This window comes from Streptosporangium sp. NPDC000095 (genome assembly GCF_042899335.1).
GTDB lineage: Bacteria > Actinomycetota > Actinomycetes > Streptosporangiales > Streptosporangiaceae > Streptosporangium.
In genome coordinates this window covers 211,302-231,573 of the sequence record NZ_JBIAZS010000003.1, presented here as the reverse complement: position 1 = coordinate 231,573, position 20,272 = coordinate 211,302, and the positions used below count along the sequence as shown (strand labels likewise).

Annotated in this window: 18 protein-coding genes; 9 read left to right on the top strand and 9 right to left on the bottom strand. The window is 70.9% G+C overall.

Going from position 1 to position 20,272, the window contains the following annotated elements:
- Window positions 1-65: 65 nt before the first annotated feature.
- Complete coding sequence (locus ACFY3V_RS09355) at window positions 66-917, top strand: MoxR family ATPase (protein ID WP_362901784.1); 852 nt, start codon at window positions 66-68, stop codon at window positions 915-917.
- A 103-nt stretch (window positions 918-1,020) separates the two neighbouring features.
- Complete coding sequence (locus ACFY3V_RS09350; protein WP_389771709.1) at window positions 1,021-2,382, top strand: VWA domain-containing protein; 1,362 nt, start codon at window positions 1,021-1,023, stop codon at window positions 2,380-2,382.
- A gap of 151 nt (window positions 2,383-2,533) precedes the next feature.
- Here ACFY3V_RS09350 and ACFY3V_RS09345 read toward each other — a convergent pair whose 3' ends face one another.
- Window positions 2,534-3,271, bottom strand: coding sequence for a nuclease-related domain-containing protein (locus ACFY3V_RS09345; protein ID WP_389771706.1), 738 nt, complete (start codon window positions 3,269-3,271; stop codon window positions 2,534-2,536).
- A gap of 227 nt (window positions 3,272-3,498) precedes the next feature.
- Here ACFY3V_RS09345 and ACFY3V_RS09340 point away from each other — a divergent pair, with 227 nt between their 5' ends.
- Window positions 3,499-4,101, top strand: a complete 603-nt coding sequence (locus tag ACFY3V_RS09340) for a TetR/AcrR family transcriptional regulator (RefSeq protein WP_389771703.1) — start codon at window positions 3,499-3,501, stop codon at window positions 4,099-4,101.
- Between the two features lie 7 nt (window positions 4,102-4,108).
- Here the strand turns inward: ACFY3V_RS09340 and ACFY3V_RS09335 are convergent, their stop codons facing one another.
- From ACFY3V_RS09335 to ACFY3V_RS09325, 3 genes are all read right to left on the bottom strand, one after another.
- Window positions 4,109-5,209 carry an acyl-CoA dehydrogenase family protein gene (locus tag ACFY3V_RS09335; protein ID WP_389771700.1) on the bottom strand — a complete coding sequence of 367 codons (1,101 nt, stop codon included), beginning with the start codon at window positions 5,207-5,209 and terminating at the stop codon, window positions 4,109-4,111.
- Window positions 5,210-5,356: 147 nt separating this feature from the next.
- Window positions 5,357-6,532 (bottom strand): acyl-CoA dehydrogenase family protein, encoded by a 1,176-nt coding sequence (locus ACFY3V_RS09330; RefSeq protein ID WP_389771697.1) that lies wholly within the window; start codon window positions 6,530-6,532, stop codon window positions 5,357-5,359.
- A 189-nt stretch (window positions 6,533-6,721) separates the two neighbouring features.
- Window positions 6,722-7,924: an acyl-CoA dehydrogenase family protein gene (locus ACFY3V_RS09325; RefSeq protein ID WP_350945156.1), complete on the bottom strand. Its 1,203-nt coding sequence runs from the start codon at window positions 7,922-7,924 to the stop codon at window positions 6,722-6,724.
- 77 nt (window positions 7,925-8,001) lie between these two features.
- Here ACFY3V_RS09325 and ACFY3V_RS09320 point away from each other — a divergent pair, with 77 nt between their 5' ends.
- Together ACFY3V_RS09320 and ACFY3V_RS09315 are read left to right on the top strand one after the other, a co-directional pair.
- A complete protein-coding gene (locus tag ACFY3V_RS09320) occupies window positions 8,002-8,598 on the top strand; it encodes a YdeI family protein (protein WP_389771693.1) in 597 nt (198 codons plus the stop codon).
- A gap of 44 nt (window positions 8,599-8,642) precedes the next feature.
- Complete coding sequence (locus ACFY3V_RS09315; RefSeq protein WP_362901771.1) at window positions 8,643-9,230, top strand: GNAT family protein; 588 nt, start codon at window positions 8,643-8,645, stop codon at window positions 9,228-9,230.
- 15 nt (window positions 9,231-9,245) lie between these two features.
- Here the strand turns inward: ACFY3V_RS09315 and ACFY3V_RS09310 are convergent, their stop codons facing one another.
- Window positions 9,246-9,824, bottom strand: coding sequence for a TetR/AcrR family transcriptional regulator (locus tag ACFY3V_RS09310; RefSeq protein WP_362901769.1), 579 nt, complete (start codon window positions 9,822-9,824; stop codon window positions 9,246-9,248).
- A gap of 73 nt (window positions 9,825-9,897) precedes the next feature.
- On the opposite strand from ACFY3V_RS09310, the gene ACFY3V_RS09305 reads away from it, so the two are divergent.
- Window positions 9,898-11,178: an FAD-dependent monooxygenase gene (locus tag ACFY3V_RS09305; RefSeq protein ID WP_389771689.1), complete on the top strand. Its 1,281-nt coding sequence runs from the start codon at window positions 9,898-9,900 to the stop codon at window positions 11,176-11,178.
- Window positions 11,179-11,302: 124 nt separating this feature from the next.
- Here ACFY3V_RS09305 and ACFY3V_RS09300 read toward each other — a convergent pair whose 3' ends face one another.
- Complete coding sequence (locus ACFY3V_RS09300) at window positions 11,303-12,160, bottom strand: DMT family transporter (protein ID WP_350945150.1); 858 nt, start codon at window positions 12,158-12,160, stop codon at window positions 11,303-11,305.
- 125 nt (window positions 12,161-12,285) lie between these two features.
- Window positions 12,286-12,651, bottom strand: coding sequence for a VOC family protein (locus tag ACFY3V_RS09295; protein ID WP_362901754.1), 366 nt, complete (start codon window positions 12,649-12,651; stop codon window positions 12,286-12,288).
- A 477-nt stretch (window positions 12,652-13,128) separates the two neighbouring features.
- Here ACFY3V_RS09295 and ACFY3V_RS09290 point away from each other — a divergent pair, with 477 nt between their 5' ends.
- The 3 genes from ACFY3V_RS09290 (at window position 13,129) to ACFY3V_RS09280 (ending at window position 17,813) form a co-directional block, all read left to right on the top strand.
- The gene (locus ACFY3V_RS09290; RefSeq protein ID WP_389771684.1) at window positions 13,129-14,193 is read left to right on the top strand and encodes a DMT family transporter; all 1,065 of its coding nucleotides are present in this window, start codon (window positions 13,129-13,131) and stop codon (window positions 14,191-14,193) included.
- A gap of 386 nt (window positions 14,194-14,579) precedes the next feature.
- Complete coding sequence (gene secA2, locus ACFY3V_RS09285) at window positions 14,580-16,790, top strand: accessory Sec system translocase SecA2 (protein ID WP_389771681.1); 2,211 nt, start codon at window positions 14,580-14,582, stop codon at window positions 16,788-16,790.
- Between the two features lie 219 nt (window positions 16,791-17,009).
- A complete protein-coding gene (locus ACFY3V_RS09280) occupies window positions 17,010-17,813 on the top strand; it encodes a helix-turn-helix transcriptional regulator (RefSeq protein ID WP_350945146.1) in 804 nt (267 codons plus the stop codon).
- A 114-nt stretch (window positions 17,814-17,927) separates the two neighbouring features.
- Here the strand turns inward: ACFY3V_RS09280 and ACFY3V_RS09275 are convergent, their stop codons facing one another.
- Together ACFY3V_RS09275 and ACFY3V_RS09270 are read right to left on the bottom strand one after the other, a co-directional pair.
- Entirely contained in the window at window positions 17,928-19,397 is a 1,470-nt protein-coding gene (locus ACFY3V_RS09275) for a PepSY-associated TM helix domain-containing protein (protein WP_389771676.1), read from the bottom strand.
- A 320-nt stretch (window positions 19,398-19,717) separates the two neighbouring features.
- Window positions 19,718-20,263 (bottom strand): hypothetical protein, encoded by a 546-nt coding sequence (locus tag ACFY3V_RS09270; protein ID WP_362901748.1) that lies wholly within the window; start codon window positions 20,261-20,263, stop codon window positions 19,718-19,720.
- Window positions 20,264-20,272 lie beyond the last annotated feature (9 nt).

Sequence of the window (20,272 nt, the reverse complement as noted above, 5' to 3'; positions counted from 1 at the left end):
GACGGCGGCCGACGATGATCACCGGTTAAGGTAGAACAACATTCGGTCCTGTCCTGGGAGCACACATGTGGTTCGCCTCACCGAGCGACGCCGGAGAGCGGCTCGACGCCGCCGACTACCTCCCCGACGACTCCATCTCGACCTCGGTCTTCCTGGCGGGCGCACTCGGCAAACCACTGCTCACCGAGGGGCCCGCGGGGGTGGGCAAGACCCAGCTGGCCAAGGCCGTGGCGGCGACGACCGGCGCCCGGCTCGTCAGGCTGCAGTGCTACGAAGGGCTGGACGAGGCCAGAGCGCTGTACGAGTGGAACTACAAGAAGCAACTGCTGCGCATCCAGGCCGGTCAGGGCGAGGACTGGGACGCCACGCACGACGACATCTTCACCGAGGAGTTCCTGCTGGAGCGGCCGTTGCTCGCGGCGATCCGCTCGGAGACGCCGACGGTCCTGCTGATCGACGAGATCGACAAGGCCGACGTCGAGGTGGAGGGGCTGCTGCTGGAGATCCTGTCCGACTACCAGGTGACGATCCCCGAACTCGGCACGATCACCGCCGTACGGAAGCCGTACGTGGTGCTGACCTCGAACGCGACCCGCGAGCTCTCCGAGGCGCTGAAGCGGCGCTGTCTCTATCTGCACCTGGAGTATCCGACGCCGGAGCGCGAGCGCGACATCGTGCTGGCCCAGGTGCCCGCGATCGAGGCGAGCCTCGCCGAGCAGCTCGCCCGCACGGTCGCCACCCTGCGCACCCTGGAGCTGAAGAAGTCGCCCTCGATCGCCGAGACGATCGACTGGGCCAACACCCTGCTCGCGCTGGGCAGGACCGAGCTGGACGAGGAGGCGATCGGGGCGACCCTCGGCGTCGTCCTCAAGCACGCCTCCGACCAGACGCGCGCCCGCAAGGAGCTCGCTCTGTGAAGGGCACGAGAAACGGCGCGGGAAACCCGCTCCACGGAGCGCGAGGCGCGAGAGGCTCGACTCACGGCGTGGGCGGCGCTCTTCGCGAGGCGGGGGGCCGAGGGTGAGCCTGCTCGACCGGCATGTGGGGTTCGTGCACGCGCTGCGCGAGGCCGGGCTGCCGGTGTCACCGGCCGAAGGACTGGACGCGGCCAGGGCGCTGGAGGTGATCGACCTGACCGAACGGGAGTCGGTGCGGGCCGCGTACGCCGCGACGTTGGTCAAGCGGCCCTCGCACCGGCCGGGCTTCGACACGCTGTTCGACCTGTGGTTCCCCGCCTCGACGACCGGCCTGCGCGCGCCGCGCGAGGCCGAGCCCGGCCTGCCGGCCCCGGAGAGCGCCGAGGTTCCCGAGCTGCGCGACCGGCTCGCCGAGCTGCTGCTGGGCGCCGAGGGCATGAACGAGTTCGTACGCGCGATGGTGGAGCGTTTCGGCCGCGTGCCCGCCGGTCCCGGCAGGCAGAACTGGTTCTCCTACCCGGTGATGCGGGCGCTCTCCCCCGAGACGCTCATGGCGCGGCTGCTCGCCGAGGTCCTCGCGGGCCGGGAACGCGGCGGGCTCGCCGAGAAGGTGGCCCGGCAGCGGATCACCGAGAACACCGAGCGCTTCAAGGAGGCCGTCTCAGGGGAGGTGCGCCGCCGGATCGCCGAGGACTCCGGGATCGAGCGGATCGCCCGCGCCTCCGTACGCCCGCCGCTTGAGCGGCTCGACTTCCTGCGGATCACCAAGGCCGACCTGGCGAGGCTCCGCCGGGAGGTGCATCCGCTCGCCCGCCGCCTCGCCGCCCGGCTCACGGTCAAGCACCGGCTCGGCCACCGTGGCCGCCTCGACTTCCGCAGGACCGTACGGGCCTCGCTGTCCAGCGGCGGGGTGCCGCTCACCACCTTCAACAGGCCACGCCGGCCGCACAAGCCCGAGCTGGTGATCCTCTGCGACACCAGCGACTCGGTCGCCTCCTTCGCGCACTTCACCCTGCTGCTCACCTACGCGCTGCGTGAGCAGTTCACCAAGGTGCGCGCGTTCGGGTTCGTGGACACCGTGGACGAGATCACCCGGTTCTTCGTGCCGGGCGCGGACGTGGTGGAGGCGATGACCCGGCTCACGCGGGAGGCCGACATGGTGCGGTTCGGCCGGACCGACTACGGTCACGCGCTGGAGGTGTTCGCCGAGCGGTACGGCGACGCCGTCGGGCCGAAGACGTCCCTGCTGATCCTGGGTGACGCCCGGTCCAACTACCGGCCGCCCGCGCTGGAGACGCTGCGGCGCCTGGCCGACGGCGCCCGGCACTCCTACTGGCTCAATCCGGAGCCGACCAACCAGTGGGACAGCGGCGACTCGCTGGCGACGGCGTACGGCGGGGTCGTGCCGATGCACGAGTGCCGGAACGTCGAGCAGCTCGCGGCCTTCATCGAGGACCTCGTCTGACGAACGGGCCGGGCGCGTTGAGGACCTTGTCCGAAGAACGAACCGGACGCGTTGAGGACCTTGCGCGAAGAACGGGCCGGGCGCGTTGAGGACCCTGTCCGAAGAGGCCGGACGCACTCGGGAACTCGTCCGGAGAACGGGCCGGGCGCGCTCAGCTCATCCGGCGCAGCACCCGGGCCGCGGTCCTGGCCAGGACCTCGACCTGGGCCTCGTCGAAATCGGCCCGGGGACCCTGCAGGATCCAGCGCGAGACGAGGCGGGGCTTGAGAAGGGTGATCCCCTCCGCGGTGACCGACCGCCTGATCTCCCCGCCGTGCACGGCGATGAGGGGTTCGATGGTGACGGGGATGCCCGACTCGCGGGAGAGCACCTCGGCCAGCGAATCGGCGACCTCCACGAGCGCCTTGGCCACCTTCGTGCCGTACTTCTCGCCCAGGAACAACCGCTCGCCGTAGCGAGCGATCTCGGTGTCGGGGTCCCACGCCTCGTTGTCCACCACCCAGACGCCACCGGGGCCGATGACGAGGTGGTCCACCGAGGCCTTTCCCGGTATCGCCCGGCCTTCGAGGATCTGGTAGCCCGCCCTGCGCAGCTTGCGGCGGAGCAGCTTGGCGGTGATGGTCTCGCCCCTGCGCTTGCCGCGCCAGACGGCGGTGGCGTCGTACTGCCTCCAGGTCCAGTACGTGTCCGCGCCCGCGACGAGCAGGCCGCCCAGCAGCCCGAGGATCACCGGGGACAGGCCGAACCGGTAGGCGAGCGCGACGCCCACCACCAGGCCCGCCGCGGCCTTGACCGCGCGCACCTTCCTGCGGTGGACGACTTCCTTGATCCAGAACTGCTCGTACATGACCTGCGGCGACAGGCCGTGGACCTGGTCAACCGGCGTCACGTAGATAGATCCGCCCGGCATAGCGAACCCCCCATGGCTGGAACGGTCGATAAGAGGAAAGGTGGGGGGACCTGCCACATTGAAGATCCTTAGACTATGAAATACCCAACCGGGGGCTCCAGCCATCCCTGAGCCGCGAAGGTGACGCAAGTAACACGTATTCGCCAGTCACCGGCGACGTAACCGACCAGTCGGTATGCTTTCCCACACCACACCATGGGGGACGCATGACTCAGGACCAGGAGCCGGTACGACAACGCCTGCTCAGCGAGGCCACCCGCCTGTTCGCCGAGCAGGGCTTCGAGAGCACGTCGGTGCAGGAGGTCGTCTCGGCGGCCGGCGTCACCAAGGGCGCCATGTACCACTATTTCGACTCAAAGGACGACCTGCTCCACGAGATCTACGGGCGGGTGCTGCGCCTGCAGATGGAGCGCCTGACGCACTTCGCCGACGGCCCGGGGCCGGTGTCCGAGCGTCTGTACTCCGCCGCCGCGGACGTCGTGACGACCACGGTCGACAACCTGGACGACTTCAAGATCTTTTTCCGCTCGATGCACCTGCTCGCGCCCGACACCAGCAAGGTCGTACGCGCCGAGCGGCGCCGCTATCACGAGCGCTTCCGCGACCTGGTCACCGAGGGGCAGCGCGAGGGCACCTTCAGGAGCGACATCCCCGCCGACATCGTCGTCGACTTCTTCTTCGGCTCCGTCCACCACCTGGGCACCTGGTACAGCGCGGAGGGCGCGCTCTCCGGCCCCGAGCTGGGGGCGCACTTCGCCGACCTGCTGCTCACCTCGCTGCGCCCGAACCAACGGACGCTCCCCGCCTGACCCCCGGTCAGACCGGCGCGGGCAGGTCCGCGAGAGCCGCCAGGGCGTCCCGGTGGGCACCGGGAGTGCCGAGCGCGACCTCGGCGGACTTGGCGCGCTTGAGATAGAGGTGCAGGGGGTGCTCCCAGGTCATCCCGATCCCGCCGTGCAGCTGCACGCTCTCCTCCGCGACGCGCACCGCCACCTCCGAGCACCACGACGCGGCCACCGCCACCGCCAGCTCGCGATCCCGGACCGCCTCCTGTCCACCGGGCGATCCCGGGTCCGCGGCGAGCAGGTCGGCCGCGTTCCTCGCGGCGGCGCGGGCGCGCACCACGTCCAGCCAGAGATCGGCCATCCGGTGCTTGATCGCCTGGAAGGACCCCACCGGGCGGGCGAACTGCCGGCGCTCCTTGATGTAGGCGAGCGTCGTGCTCAGACACCACTCGGCGACCCCGAGCTGCTCCGAGGCGAGCAGTCCCGCGCCGAAGCTCAGCACACTTCGCACGTCGAGCCGGCCGATCGCCTCACCGGCGGGAGTGTCGGAGAACGTGACGGTGGCGACCGGGCGCGTCAGGTCGAGCGACGGCACCACCTCGATCCGGACATCCGCCGCCTCCACCTGGTAGAGCGCCGTTCCGACGGGCACGAGCAGCACGTCCGCCACCTCCGCGCCCGCCACCGCCCTCACCTCGCCGTTCAGGATCCCCCCGTCCGCGGTGACGGTCTCCGGCAGCGGCCGGTACGGCGAAGCCGCCAGCGACACCGCGAGCGCCGCCGTCGTCTCCCCCGAGGCGAGCTCCTGGATCAGATCCTCCTCGCCGACCTGCAGCAGGGCCTCGGTCGCGAGCACCGAACCGGTGAGGAACGGCAGCGGCGCCACCGCCCGCCCCAGCTCCTCCAGCACCACCGCGACCTCCCGCGCCGACGCCCCCGCCCCGCCGTAGATCTCGGGCACGAGCAGGCCCGCGACCCCGATCTCCCGCGACAGCGTCTTCCACAGGTCCATGTCGTACGGCGTCCCGGACTCGACCCGCCTCAACACGGCGGCGGCCCCGCAGCGGTCCGCGAGGAGATCCCGCACGGAGGCGCGCAGCTCCTCCTCGACCTCGGTGTACAGCAGCGTCACAGCTCACCACTCCTCATTCGCCACGCGGACCACTCGTACCTCGCGACCCGCTCCGCTCACCGCGCCGGGTTCACTCCCGTCACAACCGCTCACCGCTCCTCATGCACCACGCGACCCGCTCCGCTCACCGCGTCGAGCCCGTTCCCGTCATCGCGGAAGATCCTTCCAGGGCACGTCCTTGTCGACGCGGGGCTCCGAGGGAAGGCCGAGCACGCGCTCGGCGATGATGTTGCGCAGGATCTCCGAGGTGCCGCCCTCGATGGAGTTGCCCTTGGCGCGGAGGTAGCGGTATCCGGGCCCCCTGCCGAAGAAGTCGACGGTGTCGGAGCGCCGGAAGGTCCAGTCGTCGTAGACCAGGCCCTCCTCGCCGCGCAGTTCCACGTCCAACCCTGAGAGAGCCTGGTTGAGGTCGGCGAAGGCGAGCTTCATACCGGAGCCCTCGGGCCCCGGCTGCCCGGCGGAGAGCTGTTCGCGCAGGCGCGTCCCGGCCAGGCGCGTCACCTCCGCCTCCACCCACAGGCGCAGCAGCCGCTGGTGCAGGTCGTGGGTGCGCAACTCGGGCCGGGAGCGCCAGGTCTCGGTGACCAGGCCGACCATGCCACCGCCCCGCCGGACCGGCGCGCCGCCGATCGCGACCCGCTCGTTCATCAGCGTGGTCTGCGCGACCCGCCAGCCGTCGCCGACCTCCCCCAGCCGCAGGTCGTCACCGAGCCGTACGCCGGTGAGGAAGACCTCGTTGAACTCGGCCTCGCCGGTGATCTGCCGCAGCGGCCTCACCTCGACCCCGGGAGCGTGCATGTCGCACACGAAGTACGTGAGTCCCCGGTGCTTGGGCACGTCCACGTCGGTCCTGGCGACCAGGATCGCCCACCGGGCGTGGTGGGCGCCGGAGGTCCACACCTTCTGCCCGTCCACCACCCACTCGTCGCCGTCCCGCACCGCGCGGGTGCCGAGCGTGGCCAGGTCGGAACCGGCACCGGGCTCGCTGAAGAGCTGGCACCAGATCTCCTCGCCCGTCCACAGCGGACGCAGGAACCGTGCGCGCTGCTCGTCGGTGCCGAACGTCAGGATCGTGGGCGCCGCCATCCCCAGCCCGATCGTCTGCACCCCGAGATCAAGCTGCGGTGTCCCCTCCAGCTCGCGTTCCACCACGTTCTGCAGCTCGCGTGCGGCTCCGAGCCCGCCGAGCCCTTCGGGGAAGTGCACCCAGGCGAGTCCGGCGTCGAACCTGGCCCTCAGGAACTCCAGCCGATCCCCGGCGGGGTCGTGCCCGGCCAGGAACGCGGCGGCGCGCTCCCTCACCGCCTTCTCGTCCAGCGCCACGAACGGCTCCCTTCGTCGATCTCCGTCGACCCGCGTCAATCTTGGCCGACTCGCGTCGGTTCGCGCACCCCACGCCCGGCCTTGGAACGCCTCACACCGCCCGCCGATCCACGTCGGTTCGTGCTCTCCCCAGCTCGGAGACACCACCCACCGCCCCTGGCGTGCGGGACGGCCGACGGGCGGCGCCGGTCACATGTGCTTCTTGAGCTCCCGGTAGGCGAGGGAGCGCTTGTGGACCTCGTCCGGGCCGTCGGCCAGCCTCAGCGAGCGCGCTCCGGCCCAGAGCGCGGCCAGCGGGAAGTCCTGGCTCACGCCTCCGGCGCCGTGGGCCTGGACGGCCTTGTCCAGGATCCACTCCACATCGCGCGGTGTGGCGATCTTGATGGCCTGGATCTCCGCGTGGGCTCCCCGGTTGCCCACGGTGTCCATCAGCCAGGCGGTCTTCAGCACGAGGAGGCGGAGCTGCTCGATCCTCACCCGCGACTCGGCGATCCAGTCCTGGACGACGCCCTGCTGGGCGATCGGCTTGCCGAACGTGCTCCGCGACAGGGTCCGGAGGCACATCATCTCGACGGCCCGCTCGGCCATCCCGATGAGCCGCATGCAGTGGTGGATGCGGCCGGGGCCGAGGCGTGCCTGGGCGATCGCGAAGCCGCCGCCCTCCTCGCCGATCAGGTTGTCGACCGGCACCCTGGCGTCCTCGAACACGATCTCGGCGTGTCCGCCGTGGTCGGAGTCGGAGTAGCCGAAGACGTGCATGCCGCGCTTGATGTGCATGCCGGGCGTGTCGCGCGGCATCAGGATCATCGACTGCTGCCGGTGCGAGGACGCCTCGGGGTCGGTCTTGCCCATCACGATGAAGATCGCGCACTTGGGGTTCATCGCGCCGGAGGCGAACCACTTGCGGCCGTTGACGACGTACTCCGAGCCGTCCCGCACGATCGACAGCGCGATGTTGGTGGCGTCGGAGGAGGCGGTGTCGGGCTCGGTCATCGCGAACGCCGACCGGATCTCGCCGCGCAGCAGCGGCTCCAGCCACTCCTTGCGCTGCCACTCGTTGCCGAACATGGAGAGGACCTCCATGTTGCCGGTGTCGGGGGCGGCGCAGTTGGTCGCGGTGGGAGCGATCTTCGGCGAGCGGCCCATGATCTCGGCCAGCGGCGCGTACTGCAGGTTGGTCAGGCCCGCGCCGTGCTCACCCGGCAGGAAGAGGTTCCACAGGCCACGCCTGCGCGCCTCCTCCTTGAGATCCTCCATCAGCGGCGGGCTGGCCCACCCGCTCTCGGCGGCCTGGGCCTCGAATGCCTCTTCCGCCGGATACACACACTCGTCCATGAAACCGAGCAGCCGTCCCCGCAGCTCCTCGGTCTTGGCGTCGAACGCGAAATCCATGGACCCTCCTCACAGTCTCCCGCGAGAGTACCGACCGGACGGTATGCCTGTCGACACACCCCCTACCCTTGGACCCCATGGACCCCGTCTTCTTCGCCACCCCCGAGGAGTTCCGCGCCTGGCTGGAGGCACACCACGAGACCGAGACGGAACTGCTGGTGGGATTCCCCAAGAAGGGCTCAGGCCGCCCAGGGCTCACCTGGCCCCAGTCCGTCGAGCAGGCCCTGTGCTTCGGCTGGATCGACGGCGTACGCAAAGGCATCGACGCCGAGAGCTACAGCATCCGTTTCACGCCGCGCAAGGCGCGCAGTACGTGGAGCGCGGTCAACATCGCCAAGGTCGCCGAGCTGACCGAGCGCGGTCTCATGCGTCCGGCGGGGCTGCTCGCCTTCGAGCGGCGCACCGAGGACAACTCGGTGATCTACTCCCACGAGCAGGCCGAGACCGCCACGCTGGACGAGGAGCAGGAGCGCCGCTTCCGTGCGGAGAGCACGGCGTGGGAGTGGTTCCAGAGCCGGCCGCCCGGTTACCGCAAGACCGCGCTGCACTGGGTGACCACCGCGAAGCGGCCCGAGACGAGGGAGAGACGTCTCACGCTGTTGATCGAGGATTGCGCGGCGGGCCGCAGGCTGGCCCACCTCGAGCGCGGAGTGGTCCCCGGGAACACCTCCTGAGTGGACCTTCGGACAGGTCCACTGTGGGTTCTAGGGTCGTCCCCATGACCGCGAAGATGCCCGCGCCCGTCACCCTCGAAGGCGAGAACGTACGACTGGAGCCGCTGACCGGCGACCACGTGCCCGACCTGTTCCTGGCCGGTGGCGGTGACGACGAGGTGTGGCGCTGGATGCCCGCCCCGACCCCGCGCACCGAGGCCGCACTGGCGGAGATCGCCGCGCGGCTGGCCGGGACGCCGGACCACGTGCCGTTCGCGGTGATCCTGCGGGAGACCGGCCGCGCGGTCGGCTGGACCACTTACATCGACACCCCCGGGTACGCCGACAGCATCGAGATCGGCTGGACCTGGTACGGCAGGTCGGTGTGGCGCTCCGCGGTGAACACCGAGTGCAAGGTGCTGCTGATCGACCACGCCTTCGACAAGCTGGGCGTGAACCGGGTGCAGCTCAAGACCGACAACCTGAACGTCCGCTCGCAGAACGCGATCATGCGCATCGGCGGCGTCCCCGAGGGCGTCCTGCGCCGCCAGCGCCGTCGCACCGACGGCACCTGGCGCGACACCGCCTATTTCAGCATCCTCGACGACGAGTGGCCCGCCCACCGCGCCCGCCTCACCGGCCTGCCCCGCTGAACCGCGTCCCCGCGCCTATGCGGCTCCCTCGCCGAGCATGCCGCGCAGGAATTCCCGCACCCCCAGCCGGAGGTCGTCCAGGGCCGGTTCGGCTCCGGCGCCGATGAGCGCGTCGAACATCACCCCCTCGCCGAAGGCGACGAACTGGCGCCCGTGCCGTACCGGGTCGGACGACCCCGCGGCGGAGAGGATCGCGACCGCGAGGTCGCGGAAGCGCTCACCGGCCCTGTCGTAGATCGTGCGCAGCTCCGGTCTGCGGTTGGCCTCGAAGGCCAGCTCGTAGCGGGCGATCGTCTGCCGACGGCCGACCGTCAGCTGTGTCCAGAGCGCCTGGGCCGTCATCTCGGCGAGGGCTTCGACCATGTCCGCCCCGGGGGGTGCGGGGGCCGCCGCGAACGCGGTGGACTCCAGCTGGGTGAGACGCGCGAGGGTCAGCTCCAGGAGCGCGGACCGGGTGCGGGCCAGGTTGGAGGTCGATCCCGGCGGCAGTCCCGCCGCCTCGTCCACCGCTCGATGGGTCAGACCGCGCATTCCACGATCGGCGAGCAGGTCGATGGCGGTATCGGCGACGAGCTCGGCACGCTGGGACTTCACCCCTCGATACTACATTTGTAGTCTAACTACAGGCGTAGTAATATTCACTACATTCGTAGTAAAGGAGAGGGTCATGGCGCGTGCGACGGTCATCGGAGCGGGCATTGGCGGGCTGGCGGCGGCGGTGGCGTTGCAGCGGCGGGGCTGGGACGTGACGGTGTTCGAGCGGGCGGCGTCCCTGGAGTCGGTCGGCTCGGGACTGGCCGTCGCCGCCAACGCGCTCAAGGCGCTCGACACGTTCGGGGCCGGTGACGAGATCCGCGAGCTGTCGGTGGTCCAGGGCAGCGGCGGCATCCGGCGCTCCGACGGCAGATGGCTGGTGAAGACGAGCGCGGAGGCCGCCTCCGCGCGCCACGGCGGCGACTCCGTGGTGCTGCTGCGCCGCGCGGACCTGATCGCCATGCTCTTCTCCCGCCTCACCCCCGGCACGGTTCGGCTGAACGCCAGGGTCTCGGGGGTCGACGCGGAGAGCGGTGTGGTGACTCTCCCCGGCGAGCAGGTGGAGGCGGACCTGGTGGTGGTGGCCGACGGCATCAACTCCGTCATCAGGTCGGCCCTGTTTCCCGGCCATCCGGCCCCTCGCTACGCGGGCGTCACCAGCTGGCGGGTGCTCATCCCCGCCGCGGGCGCCCCGGGTGAGGCGTACGAGAGCTGGGGGCGCGGCAGGGTCTTCGGCGTGATGCCACTGGCCGGCGGCACGTCCTACTGCTACGCCACCGACACCGTCCCCGCGGGCGGCGGTGGTGGAGACCAGCTGGCCGAGCTGCGACGCCTGTTCGGCGACTGGCACTCCCCTATCCCCGAGCTGCTCGCCGCGGCCTCATCGGAGAAGGTCCTGAGAAACGACATCCGCTACCTCGCCACCCCCCTGCCCGCCATGCACCGGGGCAGGGTCGCCCTGCTGGGCGACGCCGCGCACGCCATGACTCCCAACCTGGGTCAGGGCGCCTGCCAGGCGATCGAGGACGCGGTGGTGCTGGCCCACGTGGTCGGCGACGGCGAGGGGTTCACCGGAGCGAACGGCGCGAGTGCCGTACCTGTGGGCGAGAGCCGCGAGGCGACGGGCGGGAGCGCCAGGACGACGGGGAAGGGGCGTGGAGCATACGCCGGAAACGACAGAGCCACCGGTGGGAGCGGCGGAGTCGACCCCTTGGCCGGTTACACCGCCGCTCGGCTTGAGCGTACGTCCAAGATCGTGGCCAGGTCCGCCGCGATCTGCCGCGTCACCCGGATATGCGGCCCGCTCGCCGTGCGGCTGCGCGACACGATGACGGCGCTCAGCTGGCGGCTCGCCCCCTCAGGCGTGAACGGCCCGATGGACGAGGTGTTCGGCTGGACACCGCCCTCCGCGTGACCGTTTCTCCCGGGAAAATCACCGGAGAACCTCCGGGACCCGCACGAACGCGAGAGAACCGCCCGGCGGAAACCGTGCGAACGCGAGAAAGCCGCCTGGCGGAAACCCGTACGGACGACGCCCGCTAAACGACGCCCGCCTTCTCACGCACCGCGGCGGGAACCCCCCGGTCAGGGGAGAGCCGCCCCAGGGTGATCGTCCCCCAGACGAGCAGCGCGGCGGCGAGGAGGGCGGGGATCACGTTCAGCCAGCCGCTGGGCACCGCCTCGTCGAGCAGGAGCGCCCCCGCGAGGATGGAGACGATCGGGTCGACGATCTGGACCGCGGCGTAGGACATGCCGAAGTAGCCCACCTCGTAGGTCTTCTGCAGCAGCACGACCGCGCAGACGAGCAGCACGGGGATGGCGAGCGTGAACCAGTTGAGCAGCGTGCGCAGGTCACCGTCGAAGCCGCCGCCCACCACCCGTACGAAGGTGGAGACGCTCGCCGTCACGGCGCCCGCCGCGACCGACAGCACGAGCGCGTGGGCCTGGCCGGTCATCCTCCGCCCCACCAGATGGGTCACGAGCACGACCAGCCCGACGCAGCCGAGGAAACCCAGCGCCTCCGAGTTCGTCATGTGCGGTTTCACCGGGTGCACGGGGACCAGCAGCAGCAGTCCGAGCAGTCCGACGGCCACCGCGCCCGAACCGACGAGCTCCGCCCTGTGCGGGCGCCTGCCGTGCAGCATCGCCGCCAGCGGTACCGCGAACACCAGCGTCAGCACACTGATCGGCTGCACCATGATGAGCGGCGCGAAGCTGAGGGCGACGGCGTGCAGGGACGCCCCGGTGAAACCGACGATGCCGCCGATCCACCAGCGGGGCCGCCTCATCAGTTTCAGCGAGGCGCCCTCGGAGACCGCCTCGAACTGCTGGAGCGCGGCCCCCAGTGCGTAGCCCAGCGCCCCGACCAGGGCGATGGATATCCCGACCCAGGTCATCGCCACCCCACATAACGGACAAGGCATCCAGAAAGAAGCGAATCACGGGTCATCCCGCAAGCTTAGAGCGCCCGGCGAACGGGTAGGGAGTTTCGCCGATTTGCACGAGACCCTGTCTGTGGTGGTCACTGACCGCTCGGCGGGCAGACGCAGAACAGGTGCCCCTCGGGGTCGGCGAGCACGACCCACTTTCCCTCGCCCGGCTGGAAGTCGGGGCGGGTGGCTCCGAGCTCCAGGTAGTCCCTGACGGCCTCCTCCAGGTCGGAGACGCGGACGTCCAGGTGGAACTGCTTGTCGGGGCCGGGCCACGTGGACGGCTTGCGGTCGAGATTCTGCTGGAAGTAGATGCTCATCGTGCCGTCGCCGATGCCGGCGTAGGTGTCCTCCGCGTACTGAACCTCGTAACCGAAGACGGCCGCGTAGAACTCGGCGAGCCGCCTGGGCTCGGCGCAGTCGATGGTCACGGCGATGAATTGCGCTTTTGCGGTCATGGAGCGATCGTCTCGCCCATACCTGTCAGCTGCTGTCACGTTTGCCGGGACATCTCCATCCGTGGTGGTGACCGCCGTGAGGGCACCTGATCCGTAGGCGGGGAACCTGCGAAGAGGATCCGGTCCACAGGTGATGCCCGCCGTGACAGACGCCCGGCCCGTGAGCGGTCGCCGCCGCGAGGGGCTCCTGCCCACAGGTGGGACCCTCGCAAAGGGCATCTGTCCCACAGGGGAGACCCTCGCAAAGGGCACCTGTCCCATGAGCAGTGACCTGTGTGAAGGGCAGCGGCCCATAAGTGGTGGCCGCCGCGCAGAGCACCTGGCTAGGGTTACCCCGTGCTTCCGATCATTTCCCCGCCCCCCGCCCTCTAGCGGGCGGCCCTTCTCTCCTGACGACCGGACCCGAGTGGTCCGGTGGGTGCTTGCCGTCCGCATACGTGCGACCTGACGACGACCACCTCATCTGGAGAGATCTCCATGACGCATGTCTCCGTACGGCGGGGCCTGCTGTACGTGTCCATCGCGGCGACCGCCTGGGGCACCGGCGGCGCGGCCGGCGCGCTGCTCCACCAGACGGGCGGGCTCGGCCCCGTCGCCGTCTCCTTCTGGCGGTTCGCCGCCGGAGCGGCCGTGCTCCTGCTGGCCAGGTTCCTGTTCGGCCTCGGCAGGCCCGGGACCGCCGAAACGTCCACCACCATCCGGCGAAACCGTCCCACCCGATGGAACCCGGCCGCCGAAGAAACCCGACAGCCCCGACCACTCACCACCACCTGGAACCAGGCCGCCCAAGAAACCCGACGTACCGGACCGTTCTCCGTCCTTCGGCGGGCCCGCCCCGCCCGGCGGGGCTCGATGCTCCGGCGGATCCTGGTCACCGGCGTGGCGATGGCCGTCTACCAGACGGCCTACTTCGCGGCGATCGCCGAATCGGGCCTGGCCGTGGCGACCGTGGTCACGATAGGCGCCACCCCCGTCCTGGTGGCCGCGGGCGGGTTTCTGCTGCTGGGCGAACGCCTGAGCGCCACGGGACTGGGCGCGGTCGCGATCGCCCTGACCGGCCTGGCCATGCTCACGCTCGACGGCGGGTCGGCGACGTTCTCCGCGGCCGGTATCGGCTGGGCGCTGCTGTCGGCGGCCGGGTACGCGGGGGTGACCCTGCTCAACCGGGCCTCCACCGACGAGCCGTACGTCACCGCGATGGGTGGCTTCGTCGTCGGTGGGCTCTGTCTGCTTCCCGTCGCGCTCGCCCAGGGTCTGCTGCCCTCGGGTGACCCACTCGCCTCCTGGGCGGTCGTCGTCTATTTGGGTACGGTCCCGACGGCCCTGGCCTACGGGCTCTTCTTCACCGGTCTCGTCGCGGTACGCGCCACGACGGCCGCCGTGATCTCCCTCGTGGAGCCGGTGGGCGCGGCGATCCTGGGGATCCTGCTGCTCGGCGAGCGGCTCACTCCGGCGGCGGCGTGCGGGAGCGCCCTGCTGCTCGGCGCGGTCGCCCTGCTCGCCCTGAAGGAGAGGGGTGATCGCGTCGGTGTAGCCGCGTAAAAGTCGGTGAGGGTCCCCGTACGAGGAATTCGTACGGGGACCCTCGCGGCGCCTCGGGCCGTCCCGACAGATCCGTGGGAGACCTCGCGACGCCCCAGGTCATCCCGACGAATCCGCACGGGCCCCTCGCGCGCCCCGGCCACCCGGCCCCTGGGCCGTCCCGTGGCATCCCGGCCCCTGAGCCCTGGGCCCTGGGTCACCCGGAAGGCCCGCCTTTTATTGGGGCGTATTGGCTAAAATCGCGTCCGACTTATCATGCTAAAGCGTGACAAGTCGCCGGTGCCCCGAAAGTTTGGCGGACGCACCGCGATCCTGAACGGCCGATCTTTGCACCACAATGTGCGAAGAGACGGAACGCGAGCCCGGAACCGGGCGTTGGAGGGAACGTGGCCTCGATTACCCAGCTCTTCCGGCGTTTCCTGGAACGCCCCGGCACCATCGACCTCTCGAAGTTCGAGCGGGTCGTCGCCGAGGCGGGGACCCGCGAGGAGCGGATCCGCGCGCTCGACGAGCTGCCCGCGCCCTCGGTCGACGACCTCCCCGAGTTCTGCGCGATCGTGCGGGAGGCCGCGCGCCGCACGCTCGACCTGCGCCCCTACGACGTGCAGCTGGTCGGCATGCTGGCGATGCTGTCGGGAAACGTCGCGGAGATGGCGACCGGCGAGGGCAAGACCCTGTCCGGTGCGATGGCCGCCGCCGGATACGCCCTGCAGGGCAAGCGCGTCCACGTCATCTCGGTCAACGACTACCTCGCCCAGCGTGACGCCGAGTGGATGGGCCCGCTGTACGAGGCGCTCGGCGTCTCCAGCGGCTGGATCGGGCAGAACTCCACGCCCGCCGAGCGCCGGGCGGCCTACGCGGCGGACGTGACGTACGGCTCGGTGAGCGAGATCGGTTTCGACGTGCTGCGCGACCGGCTGAGCACCTCCGTGGACGACCTGATCGTGCCCGCGCCGGCCGTGGCGGTGATCGACGAGGCCGACTCCGTGCTCGTCGACGAGGCCCGGGTGCCGCTGGTGCTCGCCGGTGCCGCCGACCCCGGCGACGCGGTTCCGGAGATGGCCGTGCTGGTCAGGCAGCTGGTCAAGGGCTACCACTACGAGCTCGACGACCAGGCGCGCAACGTCCACCTCACGAGCAAGGGCATCGACACCGTCGAGCAGGCGCTCGGCCTCGACCTCTACGACACCCCGGCCACACTGACCGAGGTGAACCTCGCCCTGCACGCGCACGCCCTGCTGACCAAGGACGTCGACTACATCGTCCGCGACGGCAAGGTGCACCTCATCAACCCCTCGCGGGGCCGGGTCGCCCTGCTGCAGCGCTGGCCCGACGGACTGCAGGCGGCGGTGGAGGCCAAAGAGGCGCTCTCGCCCTCGGAGACCGGTGAGATCCTCGACTCGATCACCGTCCAGGCGCTGATCACCCGCTATCCGGAGAAGTGCGGCATGACGGGCACCGCCGTCGCGGTCGGCGACCAGCTGCGGGAGTTCTACGACCTCAAGGTGGCCGTGATCCCCTCCAACCGGCCGTGCGTGCGCACCGACGAGCCCGACCGGCTCTTCGAGTACCGGATGGAGAAGGACCTCGCGCTGGTCGAGGAGATCGTCGAGGTGCACGCCACCGGACGGCCGATCCTGATCGGCACCATGGACGTGGCCGAGTCCGAGCGTCTCGCGCTCACCCTGAGCGGGCGCGGGCTGGAGTGCGTGGTCCTCAACGCCAAGAACGACGCCGAGGAGGCGGCCATCATCTCCCGCGCCGGGGAGCGCGGCGCGCTCACCGTCTCCACCCAGATGGCCGGGCGCGGCACCGACATCCGCCTCGGCGAGGGCGTCGACGAGCTCGGCGGCCTGTACGTCATCGGCTCGGGCCGCCACACCAGCAGCCGCCTGGACGACCAGCTCCGCGGGCGCGCGGGCCGCCAGGGCGACCCCGGCGGCTCGGTCTTCTACGTCAGCGGCGAGGACGAGCTGATCGCCCACTACGTCGCCGACGAGTACGCCAAGGGCGTGCCCGAGCACTCCCTGGTGGGCCACGCCCAGCGGGTCGCCGAGGGCGTCAACATGGAGATCCACCGCAACACCTGGCGCTACACCCGCCTGCTGGAGCGCCAGCGCGGCCAGCTGCTGGAGCGTCGCGACCGGGTCCTGCGCGAGCGGGTGGCCGGTGACGCCCTCGCCGCCGCGGCCCCCGAGCGGTGGGCGGAGCTTCGCGAGAGCGTCGAGGAGGACGTGCTGCACGAGGCGGCCCGCCAGATCGTGCTCTTCCACCTCGACCGCGGCTGGGCCGAGCACCTGGCCTACCTGGGAGAGCTGCGAGAGGGCATCCACCTGCGGGTCCTCGGGCGGCTCAACCCGATCGACGAGTTCCACAAGGACGCCGTCCCCGCCTACCAGCGGCTGCTGGCCGAGATCGAGTCACGCTCGATCGAGACCTTCGAGACCGCGACGGTGACCGCCGACGGCCTGGACCTGGAGGGCGCGGGCCTCAAGCGTCCCACCGCCACCTGGACCTACCTCGTCCAGGACAACCCCTTCGGCACCGAGTGGGACCGCATCCTCAACCGCCTCACCACCAAGGTCCGCCACCGCTGACGCCTCTTCAGGGGCGGCCTTCACACCACTGAGGGCCGCCCTTCAGGCACTGATACGGTCCGGCGCCTCCAACAAATCCGGTTCCCCAGGCGGTCCGGTTCCACCACAGATCCGGTTCCTCCAGGAAAAGTCAGCCTCGACTTCAGGTCCTGGACATCATGATGTGCGTTACGCGCGCGGTAATGGTTTCACCGCACTCTCCCGGTTATCGTGACCTTCATGACCACCACCAGCGCGTCCCGGCCGGTAGGTGAGCTCCTGCGCCAGTGGCGGGAGCGCCGGCGTATGAGCCAGCTGGACCTCTCGATCCAGGCGGACATCTCCACCCGGCATCTGAGCTTCGTGGAGACAGGAAGGTCCAAACCGAGCAGGGACATGATCCTGCGCCTCGCGGAGGAGCTGGAACTCCCCCTTCGCGAGCGCAACCACCTGCTGCTCTCCGGCGGCTTCGCGCCGCTCTACTCGGAGACGCCGCTCACCTCGCCGCACATGGCGTCCGTACGGGAGGCGCTGGGGCAGGTGCTGAGCGGGCACGAACCGTACCCCGCGGTCGTCGTCGACCAGCACTGGAACCTCATCGACCGCAACGCCGCGACCGGGCTGCTGCTGCGCGGGGTCGCGCCGGAGCTGCTCGTCCCCCCGGTCAACGTGATGCGGCTGAGCCTGCACCCCAAGGGCATGGCTCAGCGGATCATCAACCTGGGCGAGTGGCGGGCCCACCTCCTGCACCGGCTCCGCCGCCAGATGAGCCTCACCGCCGACCCCGACCTCGCGGCGCTCTGGAAGGAGCTCGACGACTATCCCTGCGACCAGCCGGAGCCGGAGATAGACCGCCCCGGCCCCGGTGACATCGTGATTCCCCTGCGGCTGCGCCGCGGCTACCGGGAGCTCGCCTTCTTCAGCACCATGGCCACGTTCGGCACCCCGCTCGACATCACCGTCGCCGAGCTCGCCATCGAGGCGTACTTCCCCGCCAACCCCGAGACCGCCGCCTACCTGCAGCACCAGCACCACCCCGACTGACCGGGGGCGGGGGTGCGGCGTGCGCCCCACGCCACACCCCCGCCGGCCGAGCCGGTCCCGGCCGAGGCGTCCACTCTCGGCCGGTCCGGGTCCTGGAAGGTCTTCGCCGTGTCCTCAGCCGGGGATTCCGGCTCCGGACTCACTGGACTCGCCGACTTCGGCCTTCCCCGCCCGCGACGCCGCGATCCTGCCCAGGACGACGTCGATCACGAGGAACGCGAGCAGCGAGATGCCGAGCAGCGGGAGGAACACGCCCACCGCGATCGCCACGGCCGCCAGGGGCAGGGCGACGGCGAGGGGCAGCCGCCGCAGGCCGCCGCGCGCGTAGGGCGTGCCGAAACCGCGGGTCGGGCGGCGCAGCCACCACATGCGGTAGCCCCACACGATGACCGAGATCAGCGAGATCGCGAGCACGGCGAGGACGATCTGGTTGACCAGGCCGAACAGCACCCCCATGTGCACGTCGATGCCCCAGCGGGTCAGCTTGGCCCCGATGGGGAAGTCGGCGAAGCGCAGCTCGGCGCTCACCTGGCCGGTGGCGGCGTCGACCGCCACCTGGTCGTTGCGCTGCGGCCAGAGGCGGTCCGCCTCCTTGACGACGTACGGCTTGCCGGACTCGGCGGGCCAGACGATCTCCAGGGGTCCCGACAGGCCCTTGCCCGCCGCCGCCCGGACGACCTGGTCGGCGTCGGCTACCGGCGCGGCGCCCGCCTCCTGCCCGGCGGCGTGGCCGCCGTGGTCGCCGTGGCCGCCGGAGACGGGCAGCGACGGGGTGGACCAGCCGATCGAGGTCTGCAGCACGTCGATGTTGGCTCCCGCGTACTTCGACCAGGTCAGACCGGTCGCCGAGAGGGCGAGCAGGCCGATCAGCGCCCACGTGCCGACCGAGCCGTGCCAGGAGAGGGTCTTGCGCAGGCCGCGGGCGCCGCGCTCGGGAGCGACGACGCGCCGCAGCCGCTGTCCGGCGCGGCGACGGCGGGTGAGCCACAGCACCAGGCCGCCGACCCCGACCAGCCACAGCCAGCTGGCGGCCATCTCGCTGTATATACGTCCCGGCTCGCCCAGGTGCAGGTGACGGTGGAGCTGGGAGATCCAGGTTCGCACGGGCAGGGCGCCCGAGCTGCCGTAGCTCTCCAGCGCGCCGCGGACCTCGCCGTTGTACGGGTCGACGAAGACCGCGAGGCGGGTGCTCTCCGGAAGGCCGGGCACGTCGAGCAGCACCTGGGTCGTCGCGTCCGGCTCGTCATAGGTCCGTACGAGCGCGAGGGTCCCCTCCGGATGCGCCGCGGTGGCGGCGGTGACCTGCTGGGCGAGGGGAAGCCGCTGCTGCCCGGCCGGTACGGAGGTCGTCAGCTCCTTGGAGTGGACGATGTTCTCCAGCTGGAAGGAGGCGGCGTACAGCAGGCCGGTCGTCGCCGCCACGAGCAGGAAGGGGGCGACGAGGATTCCGGCGTAGAAGTGCAGGCGGAGCAGGAGTGAGCGCAGCGTCACCCAGGTGGAGGGCTCCCTGAGTGCGGGGGCCGGGGAGGGACCGGCCGGGTCGGCCGGGTCGGCCGCGGGCGGGATGTCGACGTCGGATGTCATGGGGGGTTCTCCGTTCGCAGGGAACGCGCGCACCGTCAGGTACGCGCCACCGCGGTGTGAGGTTCGGTTCGGCGTAGCGCGGGGCAGGCGGAATTCCGGCTCTCACCAGCGGGAGGGCATGCTGGGAGCCGGGCTCGCGGGCCCGTACGGCATAGGGGAGACAGGAACCTGCGGGTACCGTCAGGCGCCGATGGGACGGCGCTCGGGTTCACCGGCCGGGAAGGACGCGACGGCGCGACGATCCACGGTCGGGGAAGGTACGGCGCTCGGAGACGCGGGCCCGGCAGGGCACGGCGGCGTCCGGGCGCGACGGCCCGATGTCAGACGGCGTGCGAGGGAGCGGGCGGCCCGCGGCGCGAGACGGCGGCGGCGAGCAGCCGGGCGACCGGTGAGACCCGGTCGTCGGGCGCGGCGGAGAGGAAGGTGAGACGGCAGGCGACGGGCGCGTGCCATCGCAGCAGGGTGAGAAGCGAGGCGAAGAGCAGGTAGAGGAGCGTGGTCAGACCGCGCTCCCCCCGCTCCAGCCAGTGGGCCGACAGCAACGCCATCACGGCGTGCACCAGCACCATGAACAGGCCGGTGGACAGGCCGCCGGCGCCGTGCTCATGCCCGGTCGACGGCGGCAGCGCACCGGAGGTGAACCACAGGTGCATGCCGTACTGGGCGGCGAAGCTCGCCCCCAGCAGCATGCCGAAACCACGCCGCCGCCGGGCGAGCACGAACGCGCCTGCCGCGGTCGGCAGCACCGCCCAGACCAGCACACCCGGCCCCACCGGGCTGCCTCCGGCCAGCACGTGCATGACCAGCGACGCCGTCACGCACACGACCGCGAAGACCGCGGCGCGAACAAGACGGAAGGCGTGCATGGGGCAATG